General features: G+C 42.0%; 32 protein-coding genes and 1 pseudogene. 12 read left to right on the top strand and 21 right to left on the bottom strand.

Annotated elements, in window-relative coordinates; all coding sequences use genetic code 11:
- Nucleotides 1-11 precede the first annotated feature (11 nt).
- The 5 genes and pseudogenes from NPA43_RS04220 to fabL form a co-directional block, all read right to left on the bottom strand.
- Nucleotides 12-1754, bottom strand: coding sequence for an ABC transporter ATP-binding protein (locus tag NPA43_RS04220; protein ID WP_099727595.1), 1743 nt, complete (start codon nt 1752-1754; stop codon nt 12-14).
- Nucleotides 1755-1848: 94 nt separating this feature from the next.
- Complete coding sequence (gene ntdP / locus NPA43_RS04215; protein WP_012009337.1) at nt 1849-2379, bottom strand: nucleoside tri-diphosphate phosphatase; 531 nt, start codon at nt 2377-2379, stop codon at nt 1849-1851.
- A 147-nt stretch (nt 2380-2526) separates the two neighbouring features.
- Nucleotides 2527-2787: a YgaB family protein gene (locus NPA43_RS04210; RefSeq protein ID WP_256499422.1), complete on the bottom strand. Its 261-nt coding sequence runs from the start codon at nt 2785-2787 to the stop codon at nt 2527-2529.
- A gap of 175 nt (nt 2788-2962) precedes the next feature.
- Nucleotides 2963-3109: pseudogene (locus NPA43_RS04205) on the bottom strand (gamma-type small acid-soluble spore protein); the annotation flags it as partial.
- Between the two features lie 75 nt (nt 3110-3184).
- Nucleotides 3185-3937, bottom strand: coding sequence for an enoyl-[acyl-carrier-protein] reductase FabL (gene fabL, locus NPA43_RS04200; RefSeq protein ID WP_024425211.1), 753 nt, complete (start codon nt 3935-3937; stop codon nt 3185-3187).
- 81 nt (nt 3938-4018) lie between these two features.
- Here fabL and NPA43_RS04195 point away from each other — a divergent pair, with 81 nt between their 5' ends.
- Complete coding sequence (locus tag NPA43_RS04195) at nt 4019-4243, top strand: hypothetical protein (protein WP_044139672.1); 225 nt, start codon at nt 4019-4021, stop codon at nt 4241-4243.
- Here the strand turns inward: NPA43_RS04195 and mutY are convergent.
- Nucleotides 4230-5330 carry an A/G-specific adenine glycosylase gene (mutY, locus tag NPA43_RS04190; protein ID WP_099727598.1) on the bottom strand — a complete coding sequence of 367 codons (1101 nt, stop codon included), beginning with the start codon at nt 5328-5330 and terminating at the stop codon, nt 4230-4232. The two genes, NPA43_RS04195 and mutY, sit on opposite strands and share 14 nt — an antisense overlap.
- Nucleotides 5331-5521: 191 nt before the next feature.
- Here mutY and NPA43_RS04185 point away from each other — a divergent pair, with 191 nt between their 5' ends.
- Complete coding sequence (locus tag NPA43_RS04185) at nt 5522-6502, top strand: metal-dependent hydrolase (RefSeq protein ID WP_099727599.1); 981 nt, start codon at nt 5522-5524, stop codon at nt 6500-6502.
- A gap of 405 nt (nt 6503-6907) precedes the next feature.
- Here the strand turns inward: NPA43_RS04185 and rsoA are convergent, their stop codons facing one another.
- Both rsoA and NPA43_RS04175 read right to left on the bottom strand, forming a co-directional pair.
- The gene (gene rsoA / locus NPA43_RS04180; protein ID WP_029707333.1) at nt 6908-7129 is read right to left on the bottom strand and encodes a sigma-O factor regulator RsoA; all 222 of its coding nucleotides are present in this window, start codon (nt 7127-7129) and stop codon (nt 6908-6910) included.
- Nucleotides 7077-7679, bottom strand: a complete 603-nt coding sequence (locus tag NPA43_RS04175) for a sigma-70 family RNA polymerase sigma factor (protein ID WP_230031581.1) — start codon at nt 7677-7679, stop codon at nt 7077-7079. Before NPA43_RS04175 ends, rsoA begins: the two co-directional genes overlap by 53 nt.
- A gap of 166 nt (nt 7680-7845) precedes the next feature.
- Here NPA43_RS04175 and NPA43_RS04170 point away from each other — a divergent pair, with 166 nt between their 5' ends.
- The 3 genes from NPA43_RS04170 (at nt 7846) to NPA43_RS04160 (ending at nt 9759) form a co-directional block, all read left to right on the top strand.
- Entirely contained in the window at nt 7846-8010 is a 165-nt protein-coding gene (locus NPA43_RS04170) for a YvrJ family protein (RefSeq protein WP_230031580.1), read from the top strand.
- A 94-nt stretch (nt 8011-8104) separates the two neighbouring features.
- Nucleotides 8105-9268 carry an oxalate decarboxylase family bicupin gene (locus tag NPA43_RS04165; protein ID WP_256499421.1) on the top strand — a complete coding sequence of 388 codons (1164 nt, stop codon included), beginning with the start codon at nt 8105-8107 and terminating at the stop codon, nt 9266-9268.
- Between the two features lie 68 nt (nt 9269-9336).
- Nucleotides 9337-9759, top strand: a complete 423-nt coding sequence (locus NPA43_RS04160; RefSeq protein WP_099727603.1) for a regulatory YrvL family protein — start codon at nt 9337-9339, stop codon at nt 9757-9759.
- A gap of 4 nt (nt 9760-9763) precedes the next feature.
- Here NPA43_RS04160 and NPA43_RS04155 read toward each other — a convergent pair whose 3' ends face one another.
- The 4 genes from NPA43_RS04155 to NPA43_RS04140 form a co-directional block, all read right to left on the bottom strand.
- Nucleotides 9764-10237, bottom strand: a complete 474-nt coding sequence (locus tag NPA43_RS04155; protein ID WP_230031578.1) for a DinB family protein — start codon at nt 10235-10237, stop codon at nt 9764-9766.
- Nucleotides 10238-10308: 71 nt separating this feature from the next.
- Entirely contained in the window at nt 10309-12900 is a 2592-nt protein-coding gene (locus tag NPA43_RS04150) for a YfhO family protein (protein WP_256499420.1), read from the bottom strand.
- Nucleotides 12901-12987: 87 nt separating this feature from the next.
- On the bottom strand, nt 12988-13971 hold the full coding sequence (locus NPA43_RS04145; RefSeq protein ID WP_099727606.1) for a glycosyltransferase family 2 protein: 984 nt from the start codon (nt 13969-13971) through the stop codon (nt 12988-12990).
- A gap of 301 nt (nt 13972-14272) precedes the next feature.
- The gene (locus NPA43_RS04140) at nt 14273-14545 is read right to left on the bottom strand and encodes a YfhJ family protein (RefSeq protein ID WP_099727607.1); all 273 of its coding nucleotides are present in this window, start codon (nt 14543-14545) and stop codon (nt 14273-14275) included.
- Between the two features lie 116 nt (nt 14546-14661).
- On the opposite strand from NPA43_RS04140, the gene NPA43_RS04135 reads away from it, so the two are divergent.
- Both NPA43_RS04135 and NPA43_RS04130 read left to right on the top strand, forming a co-directional pair.
- Entirely contained in the window at nt 14662-14811 is a 150-nt protein-coding gene (locus NPA43_RS04135) for a small, acid-soluble spore protein K (protein WP_003217849.1), read from the top strand.
- A 25-nt stretch (nt 14812-14836) separates the two neighbouring features.
- On the top strand, nt 14837-15010 hold the full coding sequence (locus tag NPA43_RS04130) for a YpzG family protein (RefSeq protein WP_008360604.1): 174 nt from the start codon (nt 14837-14839) through the stop codon (nt 15008-15010).
- A 21-nt stretch (nt 15011-15031) separates the two neighbouring features.
- Here the strand turns inward: NPA43_RS04130 and NPA43_RS04125 are convergent, their stop codons facing one another.
- The gene (locus NPA43_RS04125; protein ID WP_105928239.1) at nt 15032-15346 is read right to left on the bottom strand and encodes a YfhH family protein; all 315 of its coding nucleotides are present in this window, start codon (nt 15344-15346) and stop codon (nt 15032-15034) included.
- 3 nt (nt 15347-15349) lie between these two features.
- The gene (recX, locus tag NPA43_RS04120) at nt 15350-16141 is read right to left on the bottom strand and encodes a recombination regulator RecX (RefSeq protein ID WP_099727609.1); all 792 of its coding nucleotides are present in this window, start codon (nt 16139-16141) and stop codon (nt 15350-15352) included.
- A gap of 94 nt (nt 16142-16235) precedes the next feature.
- Between recX and NPA43_RS04115 the strand changes: the two genes are divergently transcribed.
- From NPA43_RS04115 to NPA43_RS04105, 3 genes are all read left to right on the top strand, one after another.
- The gene (locus tag NPA43_RS04115) at nt 16236-17132 is read left to right on the top strand and encodes a TIGR01777 family oxidoreductase (RefSeq protein WP_099727610.1); all 897 of its coding nucleotides are present in this window, start codon (nt 16236-16238) and stop codon (nt 17130-17132) included.
- Nucleotides 17133-17184: 52 nt separating this feature from the next.
- Complete coding sequence (locus NPA43_RS04110) at nt 17185-17295, top strand: YfhE family protein (RefSeq protein ID WP_099727611.1); 111 nt, start codon at nt 17185-17187, stop codon at nt 17293-17295.
- Nucleotides 17296-17356: 61 nt separating this feature from the next.
- Nucleotides 17357-17512: a YfhD family protein gene (locus tag NPA43_RS04105; protein ID WP_099727612.1), complete on the top strand. Its 156-nt coding sequence runs from the start codon at nt 17357-17359 to the stop codon at nt 17510-17512.
- 34 nt (nt 17513-17546) lie between these two features.
- Here NPA43_RS04105 and NPA43_RS04100 read toward each other — a convergent pair whose 3' ends face one another.
- Nucleotides 17547-18134: a nitroreductase family protein gene (locus NPA43_RS04100; RefSeq protein WP_249705304.1), complete on the bottom strand. Its 588-nt coding sequence runs from the start codon at nt 18132-18134 to the stop codon at nt 17547-17549.
- Nucleotides 18135-18406: 272 nt separating this feature from the next.
- On the opposite strand from NPA43_RS04100, the gene NPA43_RS04095 reads away from it, so the two are divergent.
- Nucleotides 18407-19663: a transcriptional regulator gene (locus NPA43_RS04095; protein WP_099727614.1), complete on the top strand. Its 1257-nt coding sequence runs from the start codon at nt 18407-18409 to the stop codon at nt 19661-19663.
- Between the two features lie 36 nt (nt 19664-19699).
- On the opposite strand, the gene NPA43_RS04090 is transcribed toward NPA43_RS04095, so the two are convergent.
- The 3 genes from NPA43_RS04090 to mprF all read right to left on the bottom strand — a co-directional run bounded on the left by NPA43_RS04090 (nt 19700) and on the right by mprF (nt 23719).
- A complete protein-coding gene (locus NPA43_RS04090) occupies nt 19700-20167 on the bottom strand; it encodes a thiol-disulfide oxidoreductase DCC family protein (RefSeq protein ID WP_099727615.1) in 468 nt (155 codons plus the stop codon).
- Between the two features lie 337 nt (nt 20168-20504).
- Nucleotides 20505-21056, bottom strand: a complete 552-nt coding sequence (locus tag NPA43_RS04085) for a thioredoxin family protein (protein WP_099727616.1) — start codon at nt 21054-21056, stop codon at nt 20505-20507.
- A gap of 92 nt (nt 21057-21148) precedes the next feature.
- Nucleotides 21149-23719 (bottom strand): bifunctional lysylphosphatidylglycerol flippase/synthetase MprF, encoded by a 2571-nt coding sequence (gene mprF / locus NPA43_RS04080; protein ID WP_256499419.1) that lies wholly within the window; start codon nt 23717-23719, stop codon nt 21149-21151.
- Nucleotides 23720-23887: 168 nt separating this feature from the next.
- On the opposite strand from mprF, the gene NPA43_RS04075 reads away from it, so the two are divergent.
- Nucleotides 23888-24367, top strand: coding sequence for a MarR family transcriptional regulator (locus NPA43_RS04075; RefSeq protein ID WP_008341672.1), 480 nt, complete (start codon nt 23888-23890; stop codon nt 24365-24367).
- Nucleotides 24368-24389: 22 nt separating this feature from the next.
- Here NPA43_RS04075 and NPA43_RS04070 read toward each other — a convergent pair whose 3' ends face one another.
- From NPA43_RS04070 to NPA43_RS04060, 3 genes are read right to left on the bottom strand one after another with little or no spacing between them, the layout of a single operon-like run.
- On the bottom strand, nt 24390-24671 hold the full coding sequence (locus NPA43_RS04070; RefSeq protein WP_099727618.1) for a hypothetical protein: 282 nt from the start codon (nt 24669-24671) through the stop codon (nt 24390-24392).
- Nucleotides 24672-24683: 12 nt separating this feature from the next.
- Nucleotides 24684-25211, bottom strand: a complete 528-nt coding sequence (locus tag NPA43_RS04065) for a YfiT family bacillithiol transferase (protein WP_256499418.1) — start codon at nt 25209-25211, stop codon at nt 24684-24686.
- Complete coding sequence (locus NPA43_RS04060) at nt 25208-26233, bottom strand: zinc-binding alcohol dehydrogenase family protein (RefSeq protein WP_256499417.1); 1026 nt, start codon at nt 26231-26233, stop codon at nt 25208-25210. Before NPA43_RS04060 ends, NPA43_RS04065 begins: the two co-directional genes overlap by 4 nt.
- Nucleotides 26234-26358: the final 125 nt, after the last annotated feature.

The raw sequence follows: 26358 nt of genomic DNA, 5'->3' as shown, positions 1-26358 counted from the left end.
ATAGGCTTCTACTAATTTAATGTTTGAATGGTAAATAGATGGCGATAGTGGCTGTCTCGGTTCATTAATTCTTCGTGTGTTCCTTTTTCCACAATCTCACCTTGTTCCATGACGACAATTTGATCGGCATGGGTAATGGTCGATAAGCGATGCGCGACAATAAAGGTTGTGCGGTCCTTCGCTAGCTTTTGCATCGCTTCTTGAATATAATGCTCACTTTCTAAATCAAGTGCAGACGTCGCTTCGTCTAAAATGAGGAGCGGCGGATTTTTGAGAAATACCCTCGCAATCGAAATCCGTTGTTTTTGACCGCCTGACAGCTTCACGCCTCGTTCTCCTACCTTCGTGTCATACCCTTCAGGAAGAGACATAATAAAATCATGGGCATTTGCCGCTTTGGCAGCCGATACGATGTTCTCAAAGGACGCTTCCGGGTCACCAACAGCAATGTTTTCTTTAATCGTGTCGCTGAATAAGAACGTATCTTGCAGCACCATTCCGACTTGATTTCGGAGGCTTCTTGCTTTGTACTCTTTAATATCGATGCCGTCAATTTCAAGTGACCCGTTTGTGACATCATAAAATCTTGGAATTAAGCTGACGAGCGTTGACTTCCCTCCACCGCTCATTCCTACAAGCGCAATCGTTTGTCCTTTTTCTACTTTTAAGGAGATATTATGTAAAATCTCTTCCTGTGTATGTTCATAGCGAAACGACACATTTTTAAATTCTACCTCTCCTTTTAAATCGTTGGCTTCTTTTGCATTTGGCCGATCTGTTACCTCATACGGCTCATCGATAAACTCAAAAATACGATCCATAGACGCAACCGACTGGGTTAAAGTCGTCGATGAGTTAATGAGACGGCGAATCGGGTTGTACATCCGGTCAATGTAGCCGACAAAGGCAATCATTGTCCCAATCGAAAGCGATCCATTAATCACTGTGTAGCCAGCAAATGCAATGATGAGTAGCGGTGCAATGTCAGTGATGGTATTGACGACTGCAAATGTTTTGGCATTCCAATTCGTGTGATTGATCGCTTTGTTTAAGAAATTCTTGTTTTCACCGTGAAAATTCTCTTGTTCATACTCTTCAATCGCAAAGCTGCGAATAACAGGCATTCCTTGTACTCGTTCATGGAGATGCCCCTGCACCTCCGCCAGCGCCTGTGACCGCTCTTTTGTCAGCTTGCGAAGCCGTCCATAAAAATACTTCACAGCTATCGCATAAAGTGGAAAAATAATGACAGATACGATGGTGAGCTTGATATCCAGTGTACACATAATGGCAATGACAATAAGGACGGTCATCAAATCCAGCCAAATGTTCATCAGGCCTGTAATGACAAATTCCTTCGTTTGCTCCACATCGTTGATCACCCTTGAAATGATTTCGCCTGTTCTCGTGTTGGCATAATAACGAAGGCTTAGCTTTTGAATGTGCGAGAACAGCTTTTCCCGAATATCAAACAATACCTTACTGCCTGTCCACTGTGCATAATATTGTCTGTAGTATTCGACAGGCGGCCTCATCACTAAAAATAATACGAGCATGATTCCCATCATGATGAGTAGAGATGATGTCTTTTCCTCAGCCGACCCCGAGCCTTGGATGACATCATCAATGACATACTTTAAGAGCAAAGGCAAGGTTAAGGGTATCGAGAACTTGATCATTCCGATGACCATCGTCAATGCAATCTGTTTTTTATACGGTGTTACAAAAGCCATGTAGCGTTTAATGACCCCCATGTAAATCTCCTTCCCAATCTATCAGTGCCTCTTATCCGTACGCAGTCAAAAACCTGTTAGCCTATAAAGCCAAACAGGTTTTTGCTGATCTTGCTTATTTTGTATAATGTAAAAAACGTTCATACCACATATCCACAAATTCAGGAGCAAACGGACCTTTCCGCTGGTGAATCCAATGCAGTAATGTATTCAGATGCTCTCTTAAGATACTATCGATTTCTTTTGGATAATTCATCTGCCTCTTATGGTCTGCATATTCATCTTCATCCAAAATATTGTACGTCATGTCTGGAAAGACTTTGACATCTAAATCGTAATCAATATACTTAATTGCCTCTTCGTCTGTCGCAAAAGGAGAGCTAATGTTGCAGTAATAATATACCCCATCATCTCTAAGCATCCCAATTACATTAAACCATTGTTTTGCATGAAAATAGCAAATAGCCGGTTCTCTCGTCATCCATGTACGGCCATCGGATTCAGTCACCATTGTACGGTCGTTTGCACCAATGATACACAATTCCGTTGCTTTCAGAATGGTGGTTTCATTCCAAATCCTGTGGATCAAGCCATTATGTTTATAGCTTTGAATTTGGATGGTTTCTCCTTCCTTGGGATAGCCCATATTTTCTCCCCTACTTTCTATAACAAACAAACCTAACAGTCCAAAGACCTAATTTCCCAACTAAACATGTCTCTATTATATTATACCGTTACATAGTTAAAAAATGAAATGAAAAAGCCATTCAACCCAATTGAACGGCACACTCTCTTACATCACGGTTGAACTCTTCTCCATTTGCTTATATGAATTGATGACCTGTTCTGTCTGTTTTGTAAATAAAGTTTGGACTTTTTGCAGTTCTTCTCGTTTCTGTTTGATTTGGTCATGAAGCCTATGCCGCTCTTCTTTTTTTTCATCTTGCAGCAATCGTTTTTCTGTTTCTAAGCACCTGTCGAGTTCCCCTTGTACATCGAGCAGCTGATCCATGAGCTGCATTTGCTTTCTTACAAGCTGATCGAAATCAGACATCTAACTCCTCCCTTTTCACTCAAATCCATTTTTTGTATCTATACCATTTCTTGAAAGGTTGAAGAAGTCCTTTGACTGTTTATGTAGAGGTTTTACAGGTTTTGTCGGATGGTGGTGACAGGCAAAAAGAAAAGCACTTCATTCGTAGATGAAGTGCTTTTCTCTGTTTCAGTGATTAGCTGTTTTGTTGTTTGTTTTGCTCAGCTTTTTGGTTGTATTTTTTTACTTGCTGTGCGTCAGTCTCGCTAGCAAATTCAGTACCATATTGACCTTGAGCAGCAGCTTGGTTTTGTTTTTTCACTTGTTGTGCGTTTGTTTTGTTTTGTTGTTTATCCATCATTATCACCTCCACGCACATTAATTTGTGCAGAAGGTGTACATCCTATTCATGATTTTTTTAAACAAGCAAAGAACGTCCGCCATCCACAATAATCGTCTGTCCTCTAATCATGTCTGCCTTGCCTGATACAAGGAACTCCACGCTGTCGACCATGTCTTTAATTTCCACCATCCGGCCAGCAGGGGTGTTTTTCTTCGCGTCTTCTAAAAGCTCTTCTCGGTTCGGGAAGTGCTTGAGTGCATCTGTGTCGATCGCGCCGCCAGATACGGCATTCACGACAATATTTTTTTGTGACAGCTCAACAGAAAGGTAACGCGTTAAAGCTTCTAGTGCTGCTTTTGATACACCGACCACTGTGTAATTTTCAAGGTAGCGGATGGAGCCTAGTGAGCTAATGCTGACGATATGTCCGCCGCCGTTTTTCTCCATTAATTTCGCCGCTTCTTGTCCGCAGAATAACAAGGCTTTCGCATTGATATTCATTGTCCAGTCCCAATGGTTTTCTTCAAGGTCCATGATTGGGCGCTGTACGCCAGATGCCGCATTGTTGACAAATACATCTAAACGGCCAAATGTTTCATCGATTTGCTGAAACATGTCTTTGATTTTCTCAGGCTGGCCTACATTGGCTTTCACGACCAATGTTTTCACGCCCATCGCTTCAATTTCTTCCGCTGTTTCAAGCGCAGCTTTTTTGCTTCTTGCATAGTTAATGACAATGTCATATCCTTTTTCAGCTAGGCGAAGGGCAACTTCTTTACCGACACCTCTGCTGCTGCCTGTAATTAATGCACATTTACGTTGACTCATTATGGTTCATCTCCTGATTTGAATAGTTTTCGTCCATTCGCTTCACACTAATAGGAAAGTTCCTATTAGGAGGTTACATTCATGTATGTCGGACGCGATTTAAGCCAGCTTGGCATGATGTCCAAGGATCAATGGAAAGATACTGAGCTTGCTTACTTTCATCATGCTTTCCAACAAATTTTACCTTATTTAAACGAAGAAGGGCAATCTAAGTATCGAGAAATCATTTCTGAAATCGAAAACCGCGGGGGTCTGCACCGGAATGAAGCCGATTATACCCACGGTACAACGGTTAAATACGACTAGGCTGCTCGAGTGCCATCTTCCATATTTTTTGATGTGAGACCGGCAAAGCATACGCCTCAAACTCTTCTGTTGTGACTTTTTTAAGCTCAGTGTCATCAGATACAGAGGTCACACGTCCAAAGAAAACAGAAATATTCCAGATGAGGTGGGTAAATACGTGCTGAATGGTGCCTTCTAAATCACCAAGCTCCGCTTGTACACCTGCCTCTTCTTTTAGAAATTCAAGCAGCTGCTCTTTTTCCGTTTTTCTTCCCTTCACGGTTTCCAAGTTAGGGAATTCCCATAAATTCGCAAGGAGGCCTGTACTTGGCCGCTTATGAATATATAGGTGACCTGCATCATCAAATAAAACCGCTGCTGCCATTGATTTGGCAGTGGGCTTTTTCTTTTTGCTTTTCACTGGGAGCTCATGCTGAACACCTTCCTCGAGTGCCGAGCAATGCATGTTCACAGGGCAAATGAGACATGCAGGGGATGTTGGGGTGCAAATGAGCGCACCTAGCTCCATCAGCCCTTGATTGAATTCAGACGGCTTTTCCCGGGAAATGAGCTGATCGACCGCAAATTCGAACGTGTTTCTCGTTTTTGGTTTTGCAATGTCATCCCATATCGATAAGATCCGGGAAATGACCCTCATGACGTTGCCATCTACAGCAGGGTACGGCTTGTTATAGGCGATACTCAGTACTGCGCCGCTCGTATATGGGCCTACACCTTTGAGCTTTGAAAATTGCTCTTTCGTATCAGGGACGACACCACCGTAGGATTCATATACTTCTTTCACAGCTGCCTGCAAATTACGAACTCTTGAGTAGTAGCCAAGACCTTCCCATGCTTTCATGACCTTTTCTTCATCGGCTAAAGCGAGATCTTTGACAGTCGGAAATTGCTCCATAAACCGGTTGAAGTACGGAATGACCGTATCCACTCTCGTTTGCTGGAGCATCACTTCTGATACCCAGACCCGGTATGGATCTTGATTTTCACGCCATGGCAGTGTCCGTTGTTCTTTTTCATACCAATCAATTAAATCATGCTGAAAACCCGCAATATCTTTGCGGTCCAGCTTTTCTTGAATGTCTTTCATCTTTATACTCCTTCTCATTGAACCAAGGGCTAACGTTCTGAAAAGAACCTTATTTGTTGTATACTGTTTGTAGATACGTTAACATGTTACATTAAATTAGGACAAAGCAAAAGTGATTTTGCACATAGTCTTGAATGAAGACGTATACTTTGTATGATTGTTCCTAAGCATGACAACTAGGAGGTAATCAATTGGATACTGGTACTCATGTAGTAATGGGCATTTCTCTTGGGGGACTTGCACTTTTAGATCCAGCCGTCAGCGCAGATCCACAAATGGCACATGCCGTGATGATCGCGACCATTGCCGGCTCCCAAGCACCAGACATTGATACTGTGCTAAAACTAAAAAATAATGCGGTTTATATAAGAAATCACCGAGGATTTACTCACTCCATTCCGGCTGTACTGTTCTGGTCGTTGCTGATTCCGGCTGTGCTTTTCCCATTTGTGCCGGGGGCGAATTTACTTCACCTTTGGTTATGGACTCTGTTAGCCGTCGTGCTACATGTGTTTGTCGATATTTTCAATGCATACGGCACGCAGGCCATTCGTCCATTTTCGAAGAAGTGGGTAGCACTTGGGATCATTAACACCTTTGATCCGTTTATCTTTTTTACACACCTTGTCGCCATTGTCATCTGGGCCATTGGCGGACATCCCGGCTATACGTTCATCACGCTGTATGCCGTGATTTTCTGTTACTATATCGTTAGGGTCATCATGCAGCTTCAGATTAAACGTCAGCTGCGTGCACGATTTGATGAAATTGAAGAAATTATCATCTCGCCTACAATGAAGTTCAGACAATGGCGCATTGCAGTCAAATGCAAATCCTCTTTCCATGTCGGTCGAAGCATGAATGGAGAGATTGTCATTTTAGACACCTTTAACCGTGTGCCGGTCCCTGATACAGAAATTATGAAAATTGCTAAGCAAGATGAAAACATTTCAGCCTTTCTCTCCTTCTCCCCTGTCTACAGGTGGGAAGTGGATAAATACAAGGATCATTATGAAGTGCGGTTCATTGATTTGCGCTACCGCAGCAAAGGTCACTATCCTTTTGTCGCGATCTGCCATATCGACATGGATCATCAAATCAAAAACTCCTATACCGGCTGGATTTTCAGTGAAGAAAAACTGCAAAAAAAATTAAGACTCGGCTCTGTGTGAGCGAGTCTTTTTTTGTGTTGTGATTGTGAAGGGGTGTTGTACGGGAGGAAAAAGTAAAGTGTTTTTGATTAATGATTCAGGTGGAGTGCGGCAGGTTTCAAAACGCAATTGAGCAGCTACAAGAAATTTCAATACACGCACTCATATAGAATGCGACTTTATTGGTGATGTTGAAAAGTTGCAATTAACTATTATTTCAATACACGCACTCACATAGAGTGCGACTGCGATTTCCGCCCTAATTGTAACATTTTTTAGGGAATGATTGTAAAAATCCTCAAATTTCAATATAGAATTTTGTTTTCTCTTTCATGAAATATACATTTTTCTCATTTTTGTCGAATAAAAAGGTGCGAATGCCCCGGGGATTTTATGTTCACCTCACATTCGCACCATCAGTTCCTCTTATAACTTCGTCATATATTCCACAATAAACTCCCAAAATCCAGGTCCCTCTTGGTAAATCAGCCGGTCTATTTTTTCGATGAGTTTGATATAGAGTTCTTGTTCTAGGTCTTCTCTTTCTTGATATGCCGTGTTTTGTAGTTTCTTTTTGATCATGGGTGTGAAGGTTTCAATGAGTTCTTCCATTTCTCCATTGGTCATTTTGTCTTCGTGCACGGACATCTCCCCCTGTTTCTTCTTTTAGTTTGTTGAGTGCCTTTTTGTGAATGTTTGAGATGTTTTGTCTTGATTCGCCCAGCCGGTCGGCTATTTCCTTCATCGTTTGGCCTTCGACATAAATATGAGTTAAGACCATTTTTTGTTTATCTGTGAGCTGCTGATAGGCCTTGTACAATGTTTGATCTTGCAGGTGCTCCCCTAAGTCTTGTTGGTTGAAGAGCACAGCTTCATACGTATCTGTTTGAACAGGGTCTTTCAATTCTTGCTGATCAGGATGATCGAGTATGAGCGGAAAACGCTGCTGCTTTTTTTTGACTCGTTTGTCAAAGTCGACTGAAAAGATGCGGATCATTGTGGAAATATACTTGATGATGCGGATTTTTTGATAAAACTGCTTGAACTCGGAATCTAGCTTTTTCGCATTCTCCTCGTTTGGCTCTTCCATGACTTGCCTGAGCAGCTGCTGATTTTTAGGATTGCTTAAAAACTGCTGAATAAGCGGGTGATCAATGATTTCCTTCCATTTCGCTTTCAATAACAGCCGATAATCCATGTGCATCCTCCCCTTTGTTTCCTCTATTTGAATTAAGTGGACAAAAGTTAAAAAAAGTAAACTTCATGAAACGGGTCTAATGGTTCATTTTCTCCCGCTTTGCTTTCCTTTTTCTTCTTTCAGACCACCTATATAAGAGACGAGCATCAGCTGGGAGGTGAGACAAATGGAGAACCTTTTTTCAGAGGAATGGCTGAAGCAGCTCGGTCAGGCTGGCTTCCCCGCCATTTTGACGGTTTACTTGCTGACACGCTTTGAACGAAAGTTTGATGAATTAAGCAAGCTCATCCAACGATTAGTCGCTGCTCAAAAAAATGATGAATCAGATTGACATCTGCTTGATTGGTTTCACCTTATGAAAACGAGGGCGAAATGAAAGGCCTTTTGTCACCTCACACAATACGATGTTGAAAGGAGATTTTATCATGAGTGAAAAGCAAAATGGTGTACCACAGCCGATCCGAGGAGAAAAAGGAGCAACGGTCAAAATTCCACGTAATCTCGAGCGGGACAGACAAAACCCAGATATGCTCACGCCGCCGGAAACAGATCATGGAACGGTCTCCAACATGAAATATTCTTTTTCTGATACGCACAACCGTTTAGAAAAAGGCGGCTATGCCCGCGAGGTAACAGTCCGCGAACTACCGATCTCTAAAAGCCTTGCATCTGTCAATATGCGGCTAAAGCCTGGTGCGATTCGCGAGCTGCACTGGCATAAGGAAGCGGAATGGGCGTACATGATTTATGGGGAAGCCCGGATTACATCGGTTGATGCAGAGGGGCGCAATTTTACAGAGGATGTAACAGAGGGTGATTTGTGGTACTTCCCTTCTGGCCTGCCGCACTCTATCCAAGCACTTGAACCGGGAGCTGAATTTTTGCTTGTGTTTGATGACGGGTCTTTCTCAGAAAATAGTACCTTCCAAGTGACCGATTGGCTTGCTCATACGCCAGAAGAAGTCGTGCTCAAGAACTTCGGACTGACAAAGGAACAGTTTAACAAGCTGCCAGAGAAAGAGAAGTATATATTCCAAAAAGGTCTGCCTGGCTCCCTTGAAAGTGACAAGGTGAAAACAGAGCAAGGAGAAGTCCCTCATTCCTTTAAATATGAGCTGTTAAAACAAGAGCCGATTACTTCAAGCGGCGGACAGGTCTGGATCGCAGACTCAACCAATTTCAAAGCATCTAAAACGATTGCGTCCGCTCTTGTCAAAGTCGATCCTGGTGCCATTCGTGAGCTGCACTGGCATCCAAATACGGATGAATGGCAATATTTCATTTCTGGAAAAGCACGAATGACGGTATTTGCTTCTGACGGACATGCAAGAACCTTCAACTATCAGGCGGGAGACGTGGGATATGTACCATTTGCGATGGGGCATTATGTAGAAAATACTGGGGACGAACCGCTTTATTTCTTAGAAATCTTCAAGAGCGATCATTATGCAGACATTTCACTCAATCAGTGGCTTGCGGTCACACCGAAACAGCTGGTGCTAGACCATTTAGATCAAGGCGAAGACTTCTTAACATTGCTTTCTACAGAAAAACATCCTGTCATCGCTGCACCTAAAAAAGAGGATTAACGCATACTTCCTGCAAAAAGGCCTGTCCTTTTTGCAGGTATTTCATGTAAAGGAGTGATTGTTTACATATGCAGCAATCTGTTCACGCTTTATGGCAAGGGCTGAAATGGCTCATGGCAGCCTCTGCTGTCTGTTACATATTTTTGTTGTTTTGTGTGCTGTTCTTTCATTTGACGGGTGCTTTTTATCAATCGATTTTATCGATGCTGCTGTTTATGGGCATCTATGTCGTGCTTGGGATATCTTTTGAACATGTGGAACATGTGCTCGTGCGGTTTGTCAAAAAGTGCCGGTCCAAAAAACGATCGATCGTTTTTTATGCCATTTCACTTCATCTTTTGTTTATTTGGGGAGCCGTCTATTTATCAGACGAATTGGTGGGCGGCATTTGGCTTTCTACCTCTGAGGAAATTCTCTTTGCTCTAAGCCTTTGTTTGTTTCATTTTTTGTTTGATTATGCTACGTTTCCGTTTGAGAAAGAAGCTTCGTGACTCTCTATTGTCTTTCTGGAGAGAGTGCGTCTTTGATCTGCTTCATATGATGAATATCATGCTCAATCAGCCCTTGAAAATAACTTGATAACGTCAGCTCGGTTTGACCGATAAAAAAGGATGTATTCCAGCGAGATGCTTCGATTTTCTTCATTTCTTGAAGTAATTCTGTTCTGACAGCAATAAATCGTTCAATCGTCTCGCTTCTCTCTTCCTTTCTCGCCCTTTCAGCTGACATCGGATTCATTTCATGCACATCAGGTGCCTGCGGTAACGGTCGATTGTTCCAAAATTCCTTTAGGCGATCGTGTAAAATAAATTCATCCCACGGAACGAAATGTGAGATGATCTCAGCAATGCTCCACTTTCCATCAGCGATAGCGCTGCGCCATTCTTGGTCTGTTACTTCTGTGAGCGACTGTACCCATTCAAGGGTGTGTTCATAATGATCAATAATAGATTCTTTGTTTAACGTCAAATGGCTCTCCCCCATACATGCTTTATATAGATTGTATCAATTAGGTGATAAGAAAGATAAAAAAACACCACTTATGATGAAAAGTGGTGTTTCTTGTGTTTTCTACGTGCATAAAGGATTGCAGCTATCAGACTGATCAATGAAATCAACGCGAGAATTCTGATATAAGGCGGATAATAGGTTAGCACAATCTCGTTTTCGCCTTTCTCTATTGGAAAGCCGATGAATGCGTAGTTGGCTTGTTCAATATCAGTTTGTTGTCCGTTCACAGTGAGCTCCCAGCCTTTTTCATATGGAACTGGCAGAACCATATAATCATCGCCGCGCTTGTTATTATATGAAATCGTAAAGCGGTTGTTTTCGAGCTTTACTTTTTGGCTGCCGTCATCCTGTTTTTCTTTTTCATATGCTTGCTCTAAGATGCGATATGGTTCGTGATACAGCTTTAATTGACTCAGTTCATACGTCCCTTTTGGCACTCGAATAGAGAGGATCTTTTCAGCAGGGACCCGAATGGTCACTTCATTGACGCCTGTTTTGTAGATCGATGTATTGCTTTTTCGTGATGTGACGTAGTCATCAAGAGACAACTGAAACCCTTCGTTACGGTCTGTCCGCTTGACATAAAAGCTCACATACACATCCCCGGCACGGGCCATATCATCTGGAAGCGTGATATTCAGCCCGCCCGTTTTTCCGTATACATCAAGCACACCATTTTCATACACCGCTTGTTCAGTATGAATGTTTGTATCCTTTACTCGATCGGGTGAGTGCTCGATTTCAGCGTTCCCTTTTTTGTCTAAAATCACGCCTTGCAGCATCGCGTGCTCTCTATCAAGTGCTGACGAATGCTCTAGGGATGCTTCTGAATAGACGTTGCTTGTTGTTCTTGCAAATGGCAGCGGCCTTGTATTTTCATACACCTCATAATGCTCGCTTTCCAACATCGGCTTAAAATAAGCTGGCGGTGAGTAAGACATCGCTTTGTCTCTCATATAATACTTGCCGTAGGTCAGGCTGTATAAATTCGCCCTGTCCCCCATTGTTGCATAACGGCTGACACTTTCTCGTCCCATATCAATTTGCAGGTCATTCCAGTAGAAATTGAGCAAATGCTTATTCAATATACTCGAATACACACTCATCCCTTGAAAGCCTTCAAATAACGGGGTATTGTTTCGCACACCATTCATCCAATCAATTCGGGCGAGCGGGTCTTTTGAGCGGCTTTGAATTTGCTGAATGAGCTTCATTTGCTCAGGGCCAGCATACGCCTCACTCTTCATATACGTATCTGATACTTCCTTGATATTGCTGCTTTCAGATAAATAAACCTGTTGATAAATGCCTGCTGTCAGTAGGCTAACGACAATGAGCACAGCTGAAAAGAGACGAAGGTGCTGACGTTTCTCAGCATGTATCCAAAGGAAGAACAAGCTAATCACAAGCAGTCCTATGCCTGTAAATACAACGACATCCATATTCCCCATCGCTCGTTCTGACAAGACGATAGCGAGGAGAAAAACGATCCAGGCGCCTAATACCGCACGCTTTTTCCACTTCCACTCGATTTGCGCAAAATGCTTGATGGTAATGGCGACGACCGCTCCAACTGTAAAGGCAAGAATGTATTCAAACCGGTACTGCGGTGCCGAAAAACCATTAAACACGCTCGCCATCTTTGGACTGTAGTGAAAAATAATAAGCAGAACGCTAATCGATGTAAACATGAAAAACCACCTGTTCCGATAAAGCGGAACGAGGAACAAACAAATGAGAAAGATCACCGGTAATAAATACACCCTGCTTGTAAACAGCAGATGATCATGCAGCTCGAACCAAGGAATCGACTGTTCATAAGGCGGTCTTATATTATTGAGAAAGCCGTAAACAGATGGGATAAAAAAGGCGGCACTGATCCCAAAGGATAAAAGCGTTGAAATCGCAAGGGTCCAGAAAACCTTCCAGCCGCGCTCCTCGCTCCGAAGCTTGATCATATATCTGAATACGAGATAAATCGCTAAAAAGATAAAGTGAATATAAGCAAAGTAAAAATTGTTGATCAGCATGAGGCTGCAAGCCACAATAAACCAAGCCGGCTTGCCTGTTTTGAAAATACGTTCAATCCCAAGCACAAGCAGCGGGAGCCACATCATGCTGTCGGTGAAAAATTCCCAAAACGTTTCGTGTCGAAAATACAAAATAGACAGCCCATAGATCCCGGCACCAGTCAGTGCGCCAAGTCTATTTTGAACCAGCGAAAATAGAACGCGATAGGCAATGAAAAGAATCAACGTCAGCTTGATCACGCTGATCCAAATCACCGCATTTGCCCAGAAATGAATGTCCGTTGACTGAATGAGATGAAGCGCATTCATTATCCAGACAACAAGCACTGTGACCATAAAGACAGTCGACGTTGTAAAATAATAGCCTAATTGTGTGTATGTACCGCCGCCTAGACCAAATTGATAGGAATAAAAGAAGTTTCCTTTGACGTATTCGTCATAAAGCAGCTTTTTAAATGGGAGCATTTGAGAAATGCCGTCCCCATCTCCTGTCATATATCGGCCTTGCGTATATTCATATAAGAAAAAGGAGTGTCCTAATAGAGCGAGAATGAGGCACATTCCAATGATTATCCATCTACGTTTCATCATCTAAATCCTTTCCACAAAAGATCCACTGTTCTTTGAAACAAAACAATCCAGCAAGCGAATCGTGCTTGCCGGTTATTTGACTCCACGTTATTTAAATAACTGCGTTAACACTCGGTCTTGTTCTTTTGAGCTTGTCTCTTGTTCCATGACATTTGATTCTTGGATCAAATAATGCGGCCTCTTTTTCGTTTCATAGTAGATCCGGCCAATATATTCTCCAATCACGCCTAGACTCAAAAGCTGGACACCTCCGAGGAAAAGCACAGCCGATATTAGTGTGAAATAACCCGGTACCATAATGCCCGTTCTGACGATTTGAATAAAGGTGGCCACAATGTAAATCAAAGAGAGGAATAAGATCAGTATGCCAGTATAAAAACAAATACGCAGCGGGCGGTTGTTAAAGGAAATCACACCATCAATGCCATAGTTAAATAATTTCTTCAATGACCATTTTGTATCACCATGCTGTCTTTCGACATTTTCATAATAGATGACCTTTTCTTCAAACCCAATCCAGCAAAAAAGCCCTTTCGAAAAACGATTCCCCTCTTTCAGCTTCAGCAATGCGTCGATTGCTTGGCGTGAAATTAAACGGAAATCTCCTACACCATCACGCAAGTCTACTTCAACCACCTTGTTCATGATTTTATAGTACATCGATGATAAGTAAGAGCGAAGCTTGCTGTCTCCTTTACGGTTCCGTTTGGCAATGACTTGATGGTAGCCTTCTTCATACCCTCTGACAAAATCCTGAATCAAATACGTCGGGTGCTGCAGGTCGGCGTCCATAATGATCGCAGCTACTCCCTTTGCATGTTCAAGCCCTGCCAAAATAGCGGCTTCCTTCCCGAAGTTACGCGAAAAGGAAATATATTTGACCTTTGCACTTTTGCGAGAGAGCTCTCTCATGTATTGAAGCGTATTGTCTTTGCTTCCATCATTAATAAAGATGATTTCAAAGTCATAATGAAAATCGCGAAACTCTTCCTCGAGTGCCTCAAAGATTCGTCTGATGTTTTCACCTTCATTGTAAGAAGGAATTATAACAGAGAGCAATTCCCGTTCCATATCGCACCTTCTCTTCACTTTTTTCACATAGTCTGTTATGTTCATTATTCCTTTTTTGTCAGAAAACGAAACCCTTTTTTATTATCCATAAATTACATGTCTCTTTAATCGTTTCATTATATCAGAGTTTTATTTCCAGTGATTTTCAGCAAGATGAATTTAATGTAATTTTAAGTTTAAACATTGTAAAAAGCCTGTAATTCCTATCACAGACTGGGTATTGTTTCATAAAATTGTTTTTACTTTAATATATTTTCCTGTTTTTTAAAAAAGATGAGTAGAAGTGAAAAGGACAACTCTTTTAGTGCAGAAGCCCTTTGTGGTTTTGTTGCAGATGCTCGTTTGCCTTTGATTGTTTATTTTGAAATAAATGCAGCTGAGCACCGTAGCTCTCAATCCATTCTTGGACAATCCGTTCTGTCGTTTCCTGTCCTTTATACTTGCGGCCTGCCTTTGCATAGGTCGTTTCAAAATCACTCCAAAGCAGCTCTACCCATGTACGTGCTTCTTCATATGTCAGCATATTGTTTTTTTCCATGAGTTGTTCTGTTAATCGCTCAAAGTATTGTTCCATGTCGGTTCCTCCTTCATCTAGCAGAAAGTGCCTTTTTAAAAAAACCTCTTTTTTCATATACTACCCTTACGTCTTCAAAAGACGCAAATGATTTGTATTGTTTGGAGGGAATCGATATGCGCAATAAAGCAAAAGGCTTTCCAAATCAAGTGAATCACAAGTTTGAAGGCGAACCAGGCGCCACAGATGCTTATGCGTCTAAAAGGCCGAATGGTGAGACGAATACACGTCCACAGGAACGTATGAGGGCATCAGGGAAACGCTAATTTTTCCAAAGGGAGTGCTTGAGATATGAGTTCAAATGGGAAATCGTATATGGCAGACTTTGTTCAACTAAGGACAACCGCTTACCCTCAACCATGGGCGAATGCAAAGCATTCTGCCTCTCAGGTCAACGGAGAAACGCAGCAAACGCAGCACGACATCGTACTTCAGAACAACGTCCGTAAACAGCGTTCGAAGTAAAGAAAAGGACTGATCCTCAGATCAGTCCTTTTGCGTAAGCATTGAAATCGGCAGGGCATCTTCTTTATTTGGAGCCGACACTCTGTACCCCCAAGCAAACACCCCGTTTAGATATTCCACGTAAAATTGCTCGTCTGTGTCTTTGATTTGATAGGTCGTCTTGGTCTGAATCAATGCTGGATCTAATAAATAGGCTTTGGCCATATCAATTTTTCGCTCTAAGACGGCGTATTCATTCACAATGCCTAGCTGCTCAGCCTTTCTAGCTTTTTCAGAAAGGGCTGCAATCTCCTGCTTTAATTCATATTCTGTCATCTCACTATAGCGTTTTTCCATTTGTCATTCCCCTTTGTCTAACACGTGATCAATAGTATCGAGATCAAAGCCTTTTCGGTATAAAAATTGCTTCACTTTCATCTTCTTTTCAAAAGATCCGTCATATCCTACCTTGCGCTTTGCCTTCTCTAGCATATACAGGAGGGCTTCTTCTTCTTTTTCCTCTTCTTGTCCATCATAGGCTTCTTGAAGGGCTTTATCAATGATCGCAAACGAAAATCCCTTTCGTTGAAGCTGAAGCTTGATGCGCTGCTCGATCTCTTTTGCAGAACGATTCTTTTCTTTTCTCACCAGCTTGAGAACCTGATTGACGGCTTCCTCCAGCTGTAAGTCATCAGGATATTGCGATAGCGATTGTTCAATGGTGTCATCGTCTATGCCTTTCAGCTTTAATTCTTTTTTCAGGACGGAAGGCCCTTTGCTGTTCGTTTTCCGGTGGGTGCTCACATATGCTTCTGCAAATTCAAGATCATTTACATACTTATAATGCTTTAATTTGTGTATAATTTCACTAATAGCAGGTGCTGGTATTTCTTTTTTCGTTAAATAATCGGTGACTTCTTTCACTGATCTCATGCGGTAAGATAAATAATCGACAGCCTGCTGAAATCCTTTTTTGACAGAATCACCGAATTGAATCTCAATGATCTCTGCTTCGTCCAGCTCTTTCCCCTTTTTCAAATCGTGCTGAACGAGCACATCTAGATCAACGCTAAAGGCGTACTTTTCATCAAGAAAGATGTTCACGCGCTCTGTATTGTTTTTCTGAGCAGAAATTTTTGTAATATAAGGCATCCTGTAATCACTCCTTTTCTAAAACAGTCAGGATGTTTCTTCGGATTCAAAATTGTGAAAGATATAGGTATGTATATGAGAGGAGAGATGTCAATTGAATATCGCCATCACCGGAGGAACCGGTTTTATCGGCCAGCACGTCACAAAGGTGCTCGCAGACGAAGGACATCATCTATATATTTTAACAAGAAATCCAAAGGAATCCGAACAAAATCATTTACATTACGTGCAGTGGCTGACAGAAGGTGCTACGCCTGAACATGAATTGCCTGCCATCGATGTATGGATTAACCTTGCTGGAAAATCCATTTTCACACGCTGGACAGACAAGGCGAAAGAAGGCATTCTCTCTAGCCGTCTACAATCAACGCAAGAAGTGAGACGCATCATCGAAGCGCAGGAATCAAAACCGTCTGTGCTCATTCAAGCCAGTGCTGTCGGTATTTATGGCACTTCTAAGACAGAGGATTTTACGGAGGAAGCCCCTCCAGCCGATACAGACTTCTTAAGTCATACGTCAAAGCTTTGGGAAGCTGAGGCTCAAAAAATTGAAGCTCTCGGTATCCGTACTGTCTATACACGCTTTGGGGTTGTGTTAGGAGAAAAAGGGACACTGCCTCTGATGACCATGCCATACAAACTGTTTGCCGGTGGAACCATCGGCTCGGGGTCACAATGGGTATCGTGGGTTCACGTGGAAGATGTGGCACATCTCATTGCCTTTGCCATCCGTCATGACGCGGTATCGGGTCCACTCAATGTCACTTCTCCAAATCCTGTTCAAATGCAGCGGCTCGGACAAACCATCGCATCCGCCCTTCACCGCCCCCACTGGCTGAAGGTGCCATCCTTTGTTATCAAAACGGCACTTGGCGAAATGTCATTACTTGTTTTAAAGGGCCAGCGTGCCCTGCCGAAAAAGGCCCAGCTTTCTTCTTATGAATTTTTGCACCCTGAGCTAAAAGAAGCGATTTTACATTCAGAGGAATAAAGTTTGTCAAAAACACCCACCCTATGAAGAAACGATATGAGGGGGCAATTTGATGAAGAAAAAAGACCACCAGCCAACTTCGAAGCTGAAGAAGACCCAGGAAGTCCTGTATCAGCAGGAATTCAAAAAAGCGGAAAGAGCAGCAGAAAAAAGAAGCAAATAAGACGGATATTCCACTCCAACAAGCACATAACTATAGTGATCTTGTAAAGGAGGAGAAGGCTTTGAAAAAAGACCAACACAAAAAATCTGTCCAAGAAATCGCAGCTCAAGAGACGGATGGCGAATTTGTTGAATTTTCCAAAGAACTTGCAGATCCAAATGACGTAAAAGCAATGGCTCGTATGAAAGCAGCCGATCAGCGCGCCAAAAAACAATAAGTAAAAAAGCAGTCCCTTTCAAAAAGGGCTGCTTTTATTTAATTTCAGTAAGCAGGCTTGATGCCTTCTGACGTGATTTTTCCTCAGGGACTTCTTCTGGATAACCGATGTGAAGGATGGCTGCAAAACGCTCGTTTTCCTTTAATCCCATCTCCTGTTGAAAGCCTTTGTCGTATAAAATGCGGCCGCTCTTCCATACCATACCGATCCCTTGATCCCAAGCAAGCAGCTGGAAGTTTTGAATCAAAGCGCTCACTGCGGCAAAATCATCATTTCTCACCACTGGGTTCTCGTCTTCCTTTAATACGACAAATAATAGCGCTGGGACTTTTGTAAAGTAGTCTCTGTATTGAGTAATCTTTTCTTCCTTTGCATCTGGGTTGTTGCGTTTAAAGAAAGCAATGAAGCGCTCAACAAATGTCGCTTTTGCTTCAGCAGTTGTCGCATATAGAAAGCGCCATGGCTCAGTGATTTTATGATTTGGTGCATAGACCGCATCCTCTAATAATGGCTGAAGCTGCTCAATGGTTACTGCCGTTTCTTTGAATTTTCGAATCGATCGTCTATATCTGACAGCGTCTCGAACCGTTAACGCTTCTGTTTGTTGTTTCATGTTTGGCATATATGTCATCCTTTCAATCAATTTTAATTGAAATTGATTCTCATTCACATTATAAACATCATCACGTGCTGTTGCAAATAGAGTGTCCCTCCCCATCTGCTAAAAAGTTGTTTGACTTTTTCAAGTAATGTTACAATCATATTACGTTTTAAACAAATTTTGAGAAATCAACCAAGATGATGAAATGATTTCAGGTATTCCCATTTCGTCTGATTCGGTCATTTTTTCAAAAGGCTTTCAACCCATGATTGGAAGGGAGGCTTCTGGATGGAATGAAAATCAATATTGGGCAAATCATTAAACTCTATCGTTATAAACAAAATATGACCCAATCTGAATTGGCAGAAGGGATTTGTTCTGTCTCTCATTTAAGTAAAATTGAAAATGGCTCAAAGGAGGCCAATCAAGATACGATTAATCTGCTGCTTGAACGGCTTGGTATCAGCCAAGAAACGCTGTCGCAAAAGGCGCGTCACCTGCTGTCACTCTTGGATGAGTTTCAAATGAATATGTATTTCTATGCACTCGATCAGGCTGAACAAAATGCAGAAATGATCATTCAACACGAGGAACAGTTCTTTTCGCTAGATTTAGGAATTCAGTATCATTTGTCCTTATTTCAATTTTATTTATTAACGGAAAAACAGCCGCTTGCCTTAAAAACACACCGCGTGCTCAAAAAGTTTGAAAAAACCTTTATTGAAACGGAAAAAGAAATTTTTGAATATCTAGATGGCATCCATCAGATTAAAAATGGTCAGCTTGAAGAAGGGCTGAAAAAACTTGAAAGCTGCTTTTCCTACGCGTCTGTTGAACAAAGTGACCTGTATTATCACTATGCAAAAGCACTTGGAAATATGGGACATCTTGGTGATGCGCTTGAAGCCACACATCAAGCGATGGATTTATATAGACAAAAGAACAATTTCAAGCGGATCATTCACTGTACACTCATTCATGGCGTGATCTCACTGGAACTAAAAGCTTTTCAAACAGCTAAGAAATATTTAAAAGAAGTGATTTTGCACACTTCCCTTCACCCTGATGCCTATATTAAAATGACGGCTTATTTTTATTACGGGGTGCTCTTAAAACGTGAAGGTGATTTCTCTTCAGCTGTGCCTTATTTACTAGATTCACTCAATTACTTTAATCAAGAACAGATAGAAGATCGTTACTGTGAAACGCTATATGAAATTGCGACATTGTATGCTGAATATGATCGTAAAAAGGCGCTTCCTTACATACACGAGCTGTTAAAACAGCCTCGTATTCAGCCAAACTGTTTATATATGATTAAAATATATAAATTGATGATTGAGGAGAATCCTCATGATTTGAAAACATATTTAGCCGAAGCAGCCATTCCTTATTTTGAACACAATCAGCTGCACAGTGAGTACTTGTTTGCTCTTAGAACCTTGCTTTCCTATGCAGCTTCTGAGCTTGACGAACGTGCGTATATGTCCTACACGGGGAAGCTGCTTGATCACTTAGCGTCATATGTGCCCTATTACAAAAAAGCATGACCTTCTGCCGATCGAAGGTCATGCTTTTTCTATTCATTAAATGGTTTTTTGCTGATCTGTATCAGGACGGGTGACTTGTTCGACAGAATGAATATATCGTTTTCTCGCAAAATAATCATACGCATGCTGTCCAAATCCTAGCCAAATGCTGAGCATAATGAATGGGACCGTTCCCCATAATGCAGGGATGTTATAAGCAATACGCAGCAAAGTATAGATCCCTGAATTTTTCTGATTTTTGGCTAAGGAAATAGAGACGATTCGTTTTTCTGCCTTCTCTTCACTTATTTTATTCAGCCTCAGCAGCTGTGAATGTCTAAATGATTCAAAGTGTATACGGTTCTTCCAATCAAGTGATTTTAACAGGTCAATCGCTTTTGCACATGTAGGACTTTGTCCATCATAAAACACAAGCAGCCTGAGTGATTTGATGGAACGCTGTTCTCTTTTTTTTGATTCAGCGAGCTTTTTCTTTTCTTGGTCGAGATAAATGATTTTTTTCATAGATTGATCGCCAGCCCTTTTCCGTCATTTGTTTTTTTAGTTCGTTCAAAGGAGATTACAATTAGATTACTATAGTTGCTGGGCCTCTTGTATTGGGAAAAAGCAAACCAACGTGCGTTATATGAGCCTTTAGATAAGGGCAAAATTGATGATTTCATGGCATATATGAGGTTTTTCAACTAAAAGTGGTTGGGAAAATCGTGGTGCTTTGCGGTTTTCTGCGGTATTTGATAGAAATCTGCGGTTTTTCTACAACTTTATTCGGTGTTTTGTAGGTGAAACGCAAAAACAAGATAAAAAAAGACTACTTCCCATTGCGGCGAAGTAGTCTTTTGGTTTATATTTTTGCCAAAACTTCTACTATTTCTTTCTCAATATCTTTCCATAAGTAACGATCTGTCGTATAGTGATGAGCGGCTTCTTTCGCAAAAACTTTAAATGCTTCTTCAAAGTCAGGTGCATCCTTGTCCGGTTTTTTCTCGTCGACAAAGCGCTGCGCTTCTGCTGAGCGAGGTCCCCATTTCCCCACTTCATTCCCATCCTGATCAATGATGACGATAATCGGAATAGATCTTGCGGTCCCGTTCGTTAAATACTGATCCATCAGGTCTAGATGCTCGTCCCGAATGAAATAGCGCGCATCAATGAGTGCTTCACTCGCGATACGCATGAAAATCGGTACATTGACCATCGCATCCCCGCACCAATCCGCTGTGATGACAAGCGCTCTTAGCTTTTTCTTTTGCAGCCGTTGAAGCAGCTCTTTTTCTTTTTGATGAATTGTGTACTGGTTGTACACCGTGAGCAGATTTTCACGGTTTTTCTCCATGTTGTGTACATATGTACGTTCAGCTAATCCCTTTATAAACCATTCATTCAATGTCGTCATTTTAACATCCCCCTTACCCTTCAACTTTACCACTTTTGCTATTCTTTTGTCTAAAAAAAACCTTCACCTAGTGAAAGGTAAAGGTTTTTGATTTATTGACGCCGTTTCCGATTTGGGTCCATCCCAATCAGTTTAGTGACAAGCACCATGGTGACAGCTAGTGACGTATTCTTTTTATACGCTAAATATTTCCCGTGCCATTCGGGTTTATATTTCTGTTTAAACGACCGTAATCCGCTGAAACTATACATATATCTGACGTTATTGTAGATGACACTCGCCAAACGTTCTGTGAGGAACGACTGATGGAACGTCCCTACATTTGATAAAGGCGCCATTCCCATGTTAAAGGATTTGTAGCCTTTTTCTTTCCCCCATTGAAAAAGGTGGATAAATAGCGCATCCATCATTCCGTTCGGTGCATCATGCATATGACGCATTAAGTCGATGGATATTTCTCCTTCTTGGTACATCGGCATTAATGACACAAAGGAAATGATCTGTCCCTTTTCATCCTTTAAGATCGCAATCGGTGCTTTTTGAAGATAGTCTTCATGAAAGTAGCCGAGAGAAAATCCTTTTTCTTTTTTCTTTCCAAGCCAGCTGTCAGAGATCTGTTTTAAGGTAGAAATAAATTCATTTGAAAAGGGTGGTTCCACCATCTCAAAGGTATAGCCTTCTCGTTCAAACTTATTAGCGACAGCTCGTAAATTTGATTTTTTCTTACCTGATAGAGAAAACGTTTCTAAGTCGACCATGGCTTCTTCTCCAAGCTTAAAAAAGTGAAAACCTAAGTCATGATAGAGAGCCATCCCTTCTCGTTCTACTTGGTAAAAAGCGACACGATAGCCTGCTTTTTCGGTCTGCTGCAAAAACTCTTCAAGTACAAGTGGATAAGACGCTTTACGTCCAGATGGATCTCCGAGCACAATGACGCAGCGGCCAATTCGGCCAAACTGTAGCATCGCCTCTCCATCACTTGAGAAAAACAGCTTTTTGTCTCCTAAAAAGCCAAGATGACTGAGGGCATTTCCTCCCTTTTCTTCTAAAAACGCGTTTAATTTTTCTTCATCTGCCTCTTCTCCAATTGGAAATGCCTTTTTATTAAAAATCAATTTACTAATGAAAAAGAAAAGCGGTACACCGATTAAAGCAATCACGCTTGTCATCGTGATATGCCGTTCATTATGAACCAAATAGTCCTTGCTCAAGAAATGCCCGATTTTTGTCCAAATAAAGTTGCCAATGACATTATAGTTAAACAAAACGAGTAAATATCCGGCGGCAGCCACCACAAACTGATACAAGGAATACGGCGCCTGCTGCTTCACAAATTGATGTCGAAGAGAGAAAAACACCGCCATGATGACTGGCAAAATAAAGATTAGACTCAGGTTAAACCCTTTTAACAAAGTAAACACAAAGCCGCCAGCTAAGGCAATCATCGTCAGCACGTAAGATCTTTTTGTCCGTTTATACACTTCTATGGACAAAATCATCAGAATGATCCCAAACATTAAAGAAAGACCATTAAATCCCGATAACAGAAAGCGTGGAATGCTGGTAATCACGCCTAACCGATCAACAGGTAGCACAACGGAAGCCATAATGAGCAGGCCGCTTCCTAACGTTAAAATGGATAAAGATCCGTACAATAAGCGGATTAATAGGGCGCGGTGTAAGACAATTAAGACGTTCGTTGTTTCGACGGCAGATGCCATTCTTGGGTTGCCTTCAAGACGTCTAAGCGTCGTTCCGGTTAAATCATATGCAGCAAGACATAGTCCAAGAATAAACGGGAAGATCGAGTATACGAAACGGTACAATACTAGCGCCGTCAGCACCATCTCTTTGTCAAAACCAATGTATTGCATGCTGAGTAAAAAGATCAAATCAAATGAACCAAATCCGCCCGGAACCATACTGATTAAACCACCGATTGATGCAATCGCAAACACGCCTAATACAATACGGACATCGACGTTCATCCCCATTGAGACGACAGCCATGTACATGACAAGACCTGCTGCCAGCCATTCTAAAAACGATGCGCCGATATAAGCGTAGATCGGGTGCTTCAGTCCATTTTCACCGCTCTCAATCGAGCTTTTTCGAACCGAGGCCATGATGATGTAAATTGGCACAATACAGGCAAAGATAATGACAAATGCCCATAACCACGGCTCCTGACTAATAATACTTTCAACAGGCAGAACCCTGACCAAGATCAAATCACTGAAAATAGATAAGCCCAAAAGGACAGACGATGTCAAAAGGGCAATGCCTTTCAGCAGTTTTTTCGTATCTGTTATGTACTCTTTGTATAGAAGCGTTCTGAGCCCTGCTCCCGATAAGCCGCCGAAACCAAGTACACTGTTAAAGGAGTTCGCAATCCAAGAAATGCGAATCGTTTTCCAGCCGCTGATTGGCATGTTAAGGCTTCTTCTTAAAATAAAATCATATAAGGACATCGATAAAACCGCGACAAGTCCAAGAAAGACAAGAATAAACAAGTCCATTCGATTCAAGCTGTCAATAATATAAAAAGTCTTTTTAATGGAAAGGCCGCTCAGCTCCTGCTTGGCGACAAAAATTAAGACAAGGATGATCACGATCGGAAAGAGCATTTTTAAGATCGTCATACCCGTTTTTTTGTTCCACATGTTTTTCCCAACTTTCTAGGTTGCTTCATTTATTTCAACTGAACATTATTATACAACAAATACCACTTGATTCATGCAGTTTAACATTCAAAAGCTTGATGATACTTTCAATTAGAAGGGAAAATCAGTAATATAAAGAAAAGAGCCGCTTAAAGGAAGTGAACAAGCGTGGAATATAATATTCATGACACCACCGTACTAAAAGAAGAAATTCTATCTCCTGAGGAAAAAAAGACATGGGTGCTCTATATGAAAGTGCTCACTGCTGCAGGACTTGGAGATGTTTCTGAATGGATGAAGCTTGATATGAGTATGCCTCAAATGAAGGTGCTCATGCTGCTCAATAACCATGGCTCTCTCAAGGTATCCGAAATTGCTGAAAAAATGGGGGCTTCTTTGTCCAATATGACTGGCCTGCTTGACCGTTTAGAACAGTCTAACTTTGTCGAGCGAAAGCATTCTGAGCGTGACCGGCGAATCATTGTTGTAGAACTGACAGAGGAAGCCAAAAATATTTTCAGAAGTATTTATCAAAAAGGACACGAAAAAATTAAAAATTCCCTGCAACGGCTCAATGATGAGGAAAAAGAAAAAGTCAATGAAGGTCTAGCCATTTTAGAAAAGGCACTACGTCCTGAACGAGGCTAAAAATGAAAAGGAAAAAAGACGGTCACTTGAGGTCCGTCTTTTTTATTTCTTCTACTTGTCGATCTGGGGTGAAGAGATATTGACGAATGACTTCCCTGTCATCCCATAAGAGATAACCTACACCGATGATGAGAAAAATGATGCTGATCCATGTCCCACCAGGCAGCAGATGTTCAAGTTCCTCAATCGTTCTTTCTGAGCCTAAGCTGTTACTATAGCGTATCTCAAACAAAACGTATTTTGCTATATAAAACAATGCCGCCATACAAATAAACATGGCGCCGACAATTCTTCTACCAGACATGTGTCTACTCCTTTAATTCCACTGATTTCTTTTGATTAATTCCGTCACATGGGCAAGGTGGTGCTGTGAATGCCAGACGTACATTCCTGTTGCATCATATAAAGACACCGTTTGTTGATCGGCTGGATGATAATAAGCATCGCTAAAGTCTTCCTCTGTCATCCCGCGAAGCAGGGTGACCCACCTGCGATGCAGACTGCTGATCAAGGACAGTGATAGGCTGATGGGTGCCTTACTATCTGGAAGGGAGGCAAATCCCTCCTGATCATATGGACGTATGTGCGGTGTAACTTCTGTGAGAGCGAGTTTGAATCGCAAGTAAGCATTCAGATGGCTGTCCGCTACGTGATGAATGAGCTGACGGACGGTCCATCCTCCCGGCCGATACGGTGTATCCAGCTGAGCATCTGCCAACTGTGCAGTCACCTCTTCATACCGTTGAGGAATCGCAGCCAACTGATCGATCCATGCCTCAAGCTGTTCTTTCGTTTGTGTTTCAACCGGTTCATATAAGCCAATCGGATATTGTAATGACGTCATATGCTCTCCCCTCTCTCAAACCCTTCTAGCACAAATTTACCAATCATCTTCCCTTGCTCAAGCGTTTGATGTGCCTGTTTCAAATTGGCGGCATTGATCGGGCTGAGTACCTTTGTTAAAGTATGCGTTAATTTTCCCTGTTCAAATAACTCGCTCGCTTCAGTTAAAAGCTCGTGCTGCTTGATCATATCCGCTGTTTCGTACATAGGCCGTGTGAACATGAATTCCCACACAAATGCAGCACTTTTGTTTTTGAGCAATTGAATGTCTAGATGGTGTTGATTTTCAACAATGGTACAGATCGTGCCTTGAGGTTTAATGGCTTCTGTCATGCCTTTAAAATGCCCGTCTGTATCATTTAAGCATAAAATGAAATCCACTTCGCCAATCCCTTTTTCCTGAAGCTGCGTGAAGAGCGGCTCATGATGGTCAATGATATGATCGGCCCCTAATGACAGACACCATTCTTTTGTTTCTGGTCTTGATGCGCTGGCGATCACGGTTGCCTTCGCCAATTTGGCCAGCTGAATGGCAATCGAGCCCACCCCGCCTGCACCACCGATGATAAGCAGTGTCGAGCCTTCTGCATTTCGCTTGACATGCATCCGGTCAAATAAAGCCTCATATGCCGTAATCGTTGTAAGAGGAATCGCTGCTGCTTCTGCAAAAGAGAGATTTGCAGGCTTTTTCGCCACAATGCGCTCATCCACAAGCTGGTACTCACTATTTGAGCCTTGACGCGTGATATCTCCTGCGTAGTACACGTGGTCACCAGGCTGAAACAACGTACACGCTTCGCCTACTTCAACAACCGTTCCGCTTGCATCGTAGCCAAGAATTTTCAGTTCTTCTTCCTTCTGATCCTTCGGTGACCTCACCTTTGTATCAACTGGATTCACCGACACAGCCTCTACCTTCACCAGTATATCTCTGCCAGCTGCTTGAGGCTTTGCTACCTCCTGATCAATCAGGCTTTGCTCATGCTCAATCGGCAAGTACTCAAATAGTCCAACTGCTTTCACTCGCTCGCACTCCCTTTCTCCATGCTTCTTTTCCACATTTTATCATAATTTTCTGATGTTTATAGGTGGATCAACGGAGCGATTGCACATTTATGACCTCTTCAAAGCCTTTCGCTCCCTCACAA

Source organism: Bacillus pumilus (genome assembly GCF_024498355.1).
Classification (GTDB): Bacteria; Bacillota; Bacilli; order Bacillales; family Bacillaceae; genus Bacillus; species Bacillus pumilus_P.
This window is presented reverse-complemented; position numbering and strand designations above follow the sequence as displayed.

Excerpts from the sequence above, each read along its gene's own strand:
- NPA43_RS04130 (WP_008360604.1), top strand. The coding sequence starts at position 14,837 with ATGAGTTCAAATGGGAAATCGTATATGGCAGACTTTGTTCAACTAAGG.
- NPA43_RS04170 (WP_230031580.1), top strand. The coding sequence starts at position 7,846 with ATGGAGAACCTTTTTTCAGAGGAATGGCTGAAGCAGCTCGGTCAGGCT.
- NPA43_RS04085 (WP_099727616.1), bottom strand. The coding sequence starts at position 21,056 with ATGACGACATTGAATGAATGGTTTATAAAGGGATTAGCTGAACGTACA.
- NPA43_RS04065 (WP_256499418.1), bottom strand. The coding sequence starts at position 25,211 with ATGACGTCATTACAATATCCGATTGGCTTATATGAACCGGTTGAAACA.
- NPA43_RS04125 (WP_105928239.1), bottom strand. The coding sequence starts at position 15,346 with ATGGAAAAACGCTATAGTGAGATGACAGAATATGAATTAAAGCAGGAG.
- ntdP (WP_012009337.1), bottom strand. The coding sequence starts at position 2,379 with ATGGGCTATCCCAAGGAAGGAGAAACCATCCAAATTCAAAGCTATAAA.
- NPA43_RS04150 (WP_256499420.1), bottom strand. The coding sequence starts at position 12,900 with ATGATGAAACGTAGATGGATAATCATTGGAATGTGCCTCATTCTCGCT.
- rsoA (WP_029707333.1), bottom strand. The coding sequence starts at position 7,129 with ATGTCCGTGCACGAAGACAAAATGACCAATGGAGAAATGGAAGAACTC.
- NPA43_RS04145 (WP_099727606.1), bottom strand. The coding sequence starts at position 13,971 with ATGGAACGGGAATTGCTCTCTGTTATAATTCCTTCTTACAATGAAGGT.
- NPA43_RS04100 (WP_249705304.1), bottom strand. The coding sequence starts at position 18,134 with ATGCCAAACATGAAACAACAAACAGAAGCGTTAACGGTTCGAGACGCT.
- NPA43_RS04175 (WP_230031581.1), bottom strand. The coding sequence starts at position 7,679 with ATGGATTATCGGCTGTTATTGAAAGCGAAATGGAAGGAAATCATTGAT.
- recX (WP_099727609.1), bottom strand. The coding sequence starts at position 16,141 with ATGCCTTATATTACAAAAATTTCTGCTCAGAAAAACAATACAGAGCGC.
- NPA43_RS04220 (WP_099727595.1), bottom strand. The coding sequence starts at position 1,754 with ATGGGGGTCATTAAACGCTACATGGCTTTTGTAACACCGTATAAAAAA.
- NPA43_RS04110 (WP_099727611.1), top strand. The coding sequence starts at position 17,185 with ATGAAGAAAAAAGACCACCAGCCAACTTCGAAGCTGAAGAAGACCCAG.
- mprF (WP_256499419.1), bottom strand. The coding sequence starts at position 23,719 with ATGTGGAACAAAAAAACGGGTATGACGATCTTAAAAATGCTCTTTCCG.
- NPA43_RS04160 (WP_099727603.1), top strand. The coding sequence starts at position 9,337 with ATGCAGCAATCTGTTCACGCTTTATGGCAAGGGCTGAAATGGCTCATG.
- NPA43_RS04090 (WP_099727615.1), bottom strand. The coding sequence starts at position 20,167 with ATGAAAAAAATCATTTATCTCGACCAAGAAAAGAAAAAGCTCGCTGAA.
- NPA43_RS04195 (WP_044139672.1), top strand. The coding sequence starts at position 4,019 with ATGTATGTCGGACGCGATTTAAGCCAGCTTGGCATGATGTCCAAGGAT.
- NPA43_RS04165 (WP_256499421.1), top strand. The coding sequence starts at position 8,105 with ATGAGTGAAAAGCAAAATGGTGTACCACAGCCGATCCGAGGAGAAAAA.
- fabL (WP_024425211.1), bottom strand. The coding sequence starts at position 3,937 with ATGAGTCAACGTAAATGTGCATTAATTACAGGCAGCAGCAGAGGTGTC.
- mutY (WP_099727598.1), bottom strand. The coding sequence starts at position 5,330 with ATGAAAGACATTCAAGAAAAGCTGGACCGCAAAGATATTGCGGGTTTT.
- NPA43_RS04210 (WP_256499422.1), bottom strand. The coding sequence starts at position 2,787 with ATGTCTGATTTCGATCAGCTTGTAAGAAAGCAAATGCAGCTCATGGAT.
- NPA43_RS04140 (WP_099727607.1), bottom strand. The coding sequence starts at position 14,545 with ATGGAACAATACTTTGAGCGATTAACAGAACAACTCATGGAAAAAAAC.
- NPA43_RS04070 (WP_099727618.1), bottom strand. The coding sequence starts at position 24,671 with ATGTCTGGTAGAAGAATTGTCGGCGCCATGTTTATTTGTATGGCGGCA.
- NPA43_RS04135 (WP_003217849.1), top strand. The coding sequence starts at position 14,662 with ATGCGCAATAAAGCAAAAGGCTTTCCAAATCAAGTGAATCACAAGTTT.
- NPA43_RS04095 (WP_099727614.1), top strand. The coding sequence starts at position 18,407 with ATGAAAATCAATATTGGGCAAATCATTAAACTCTATCGTTATAAACAA.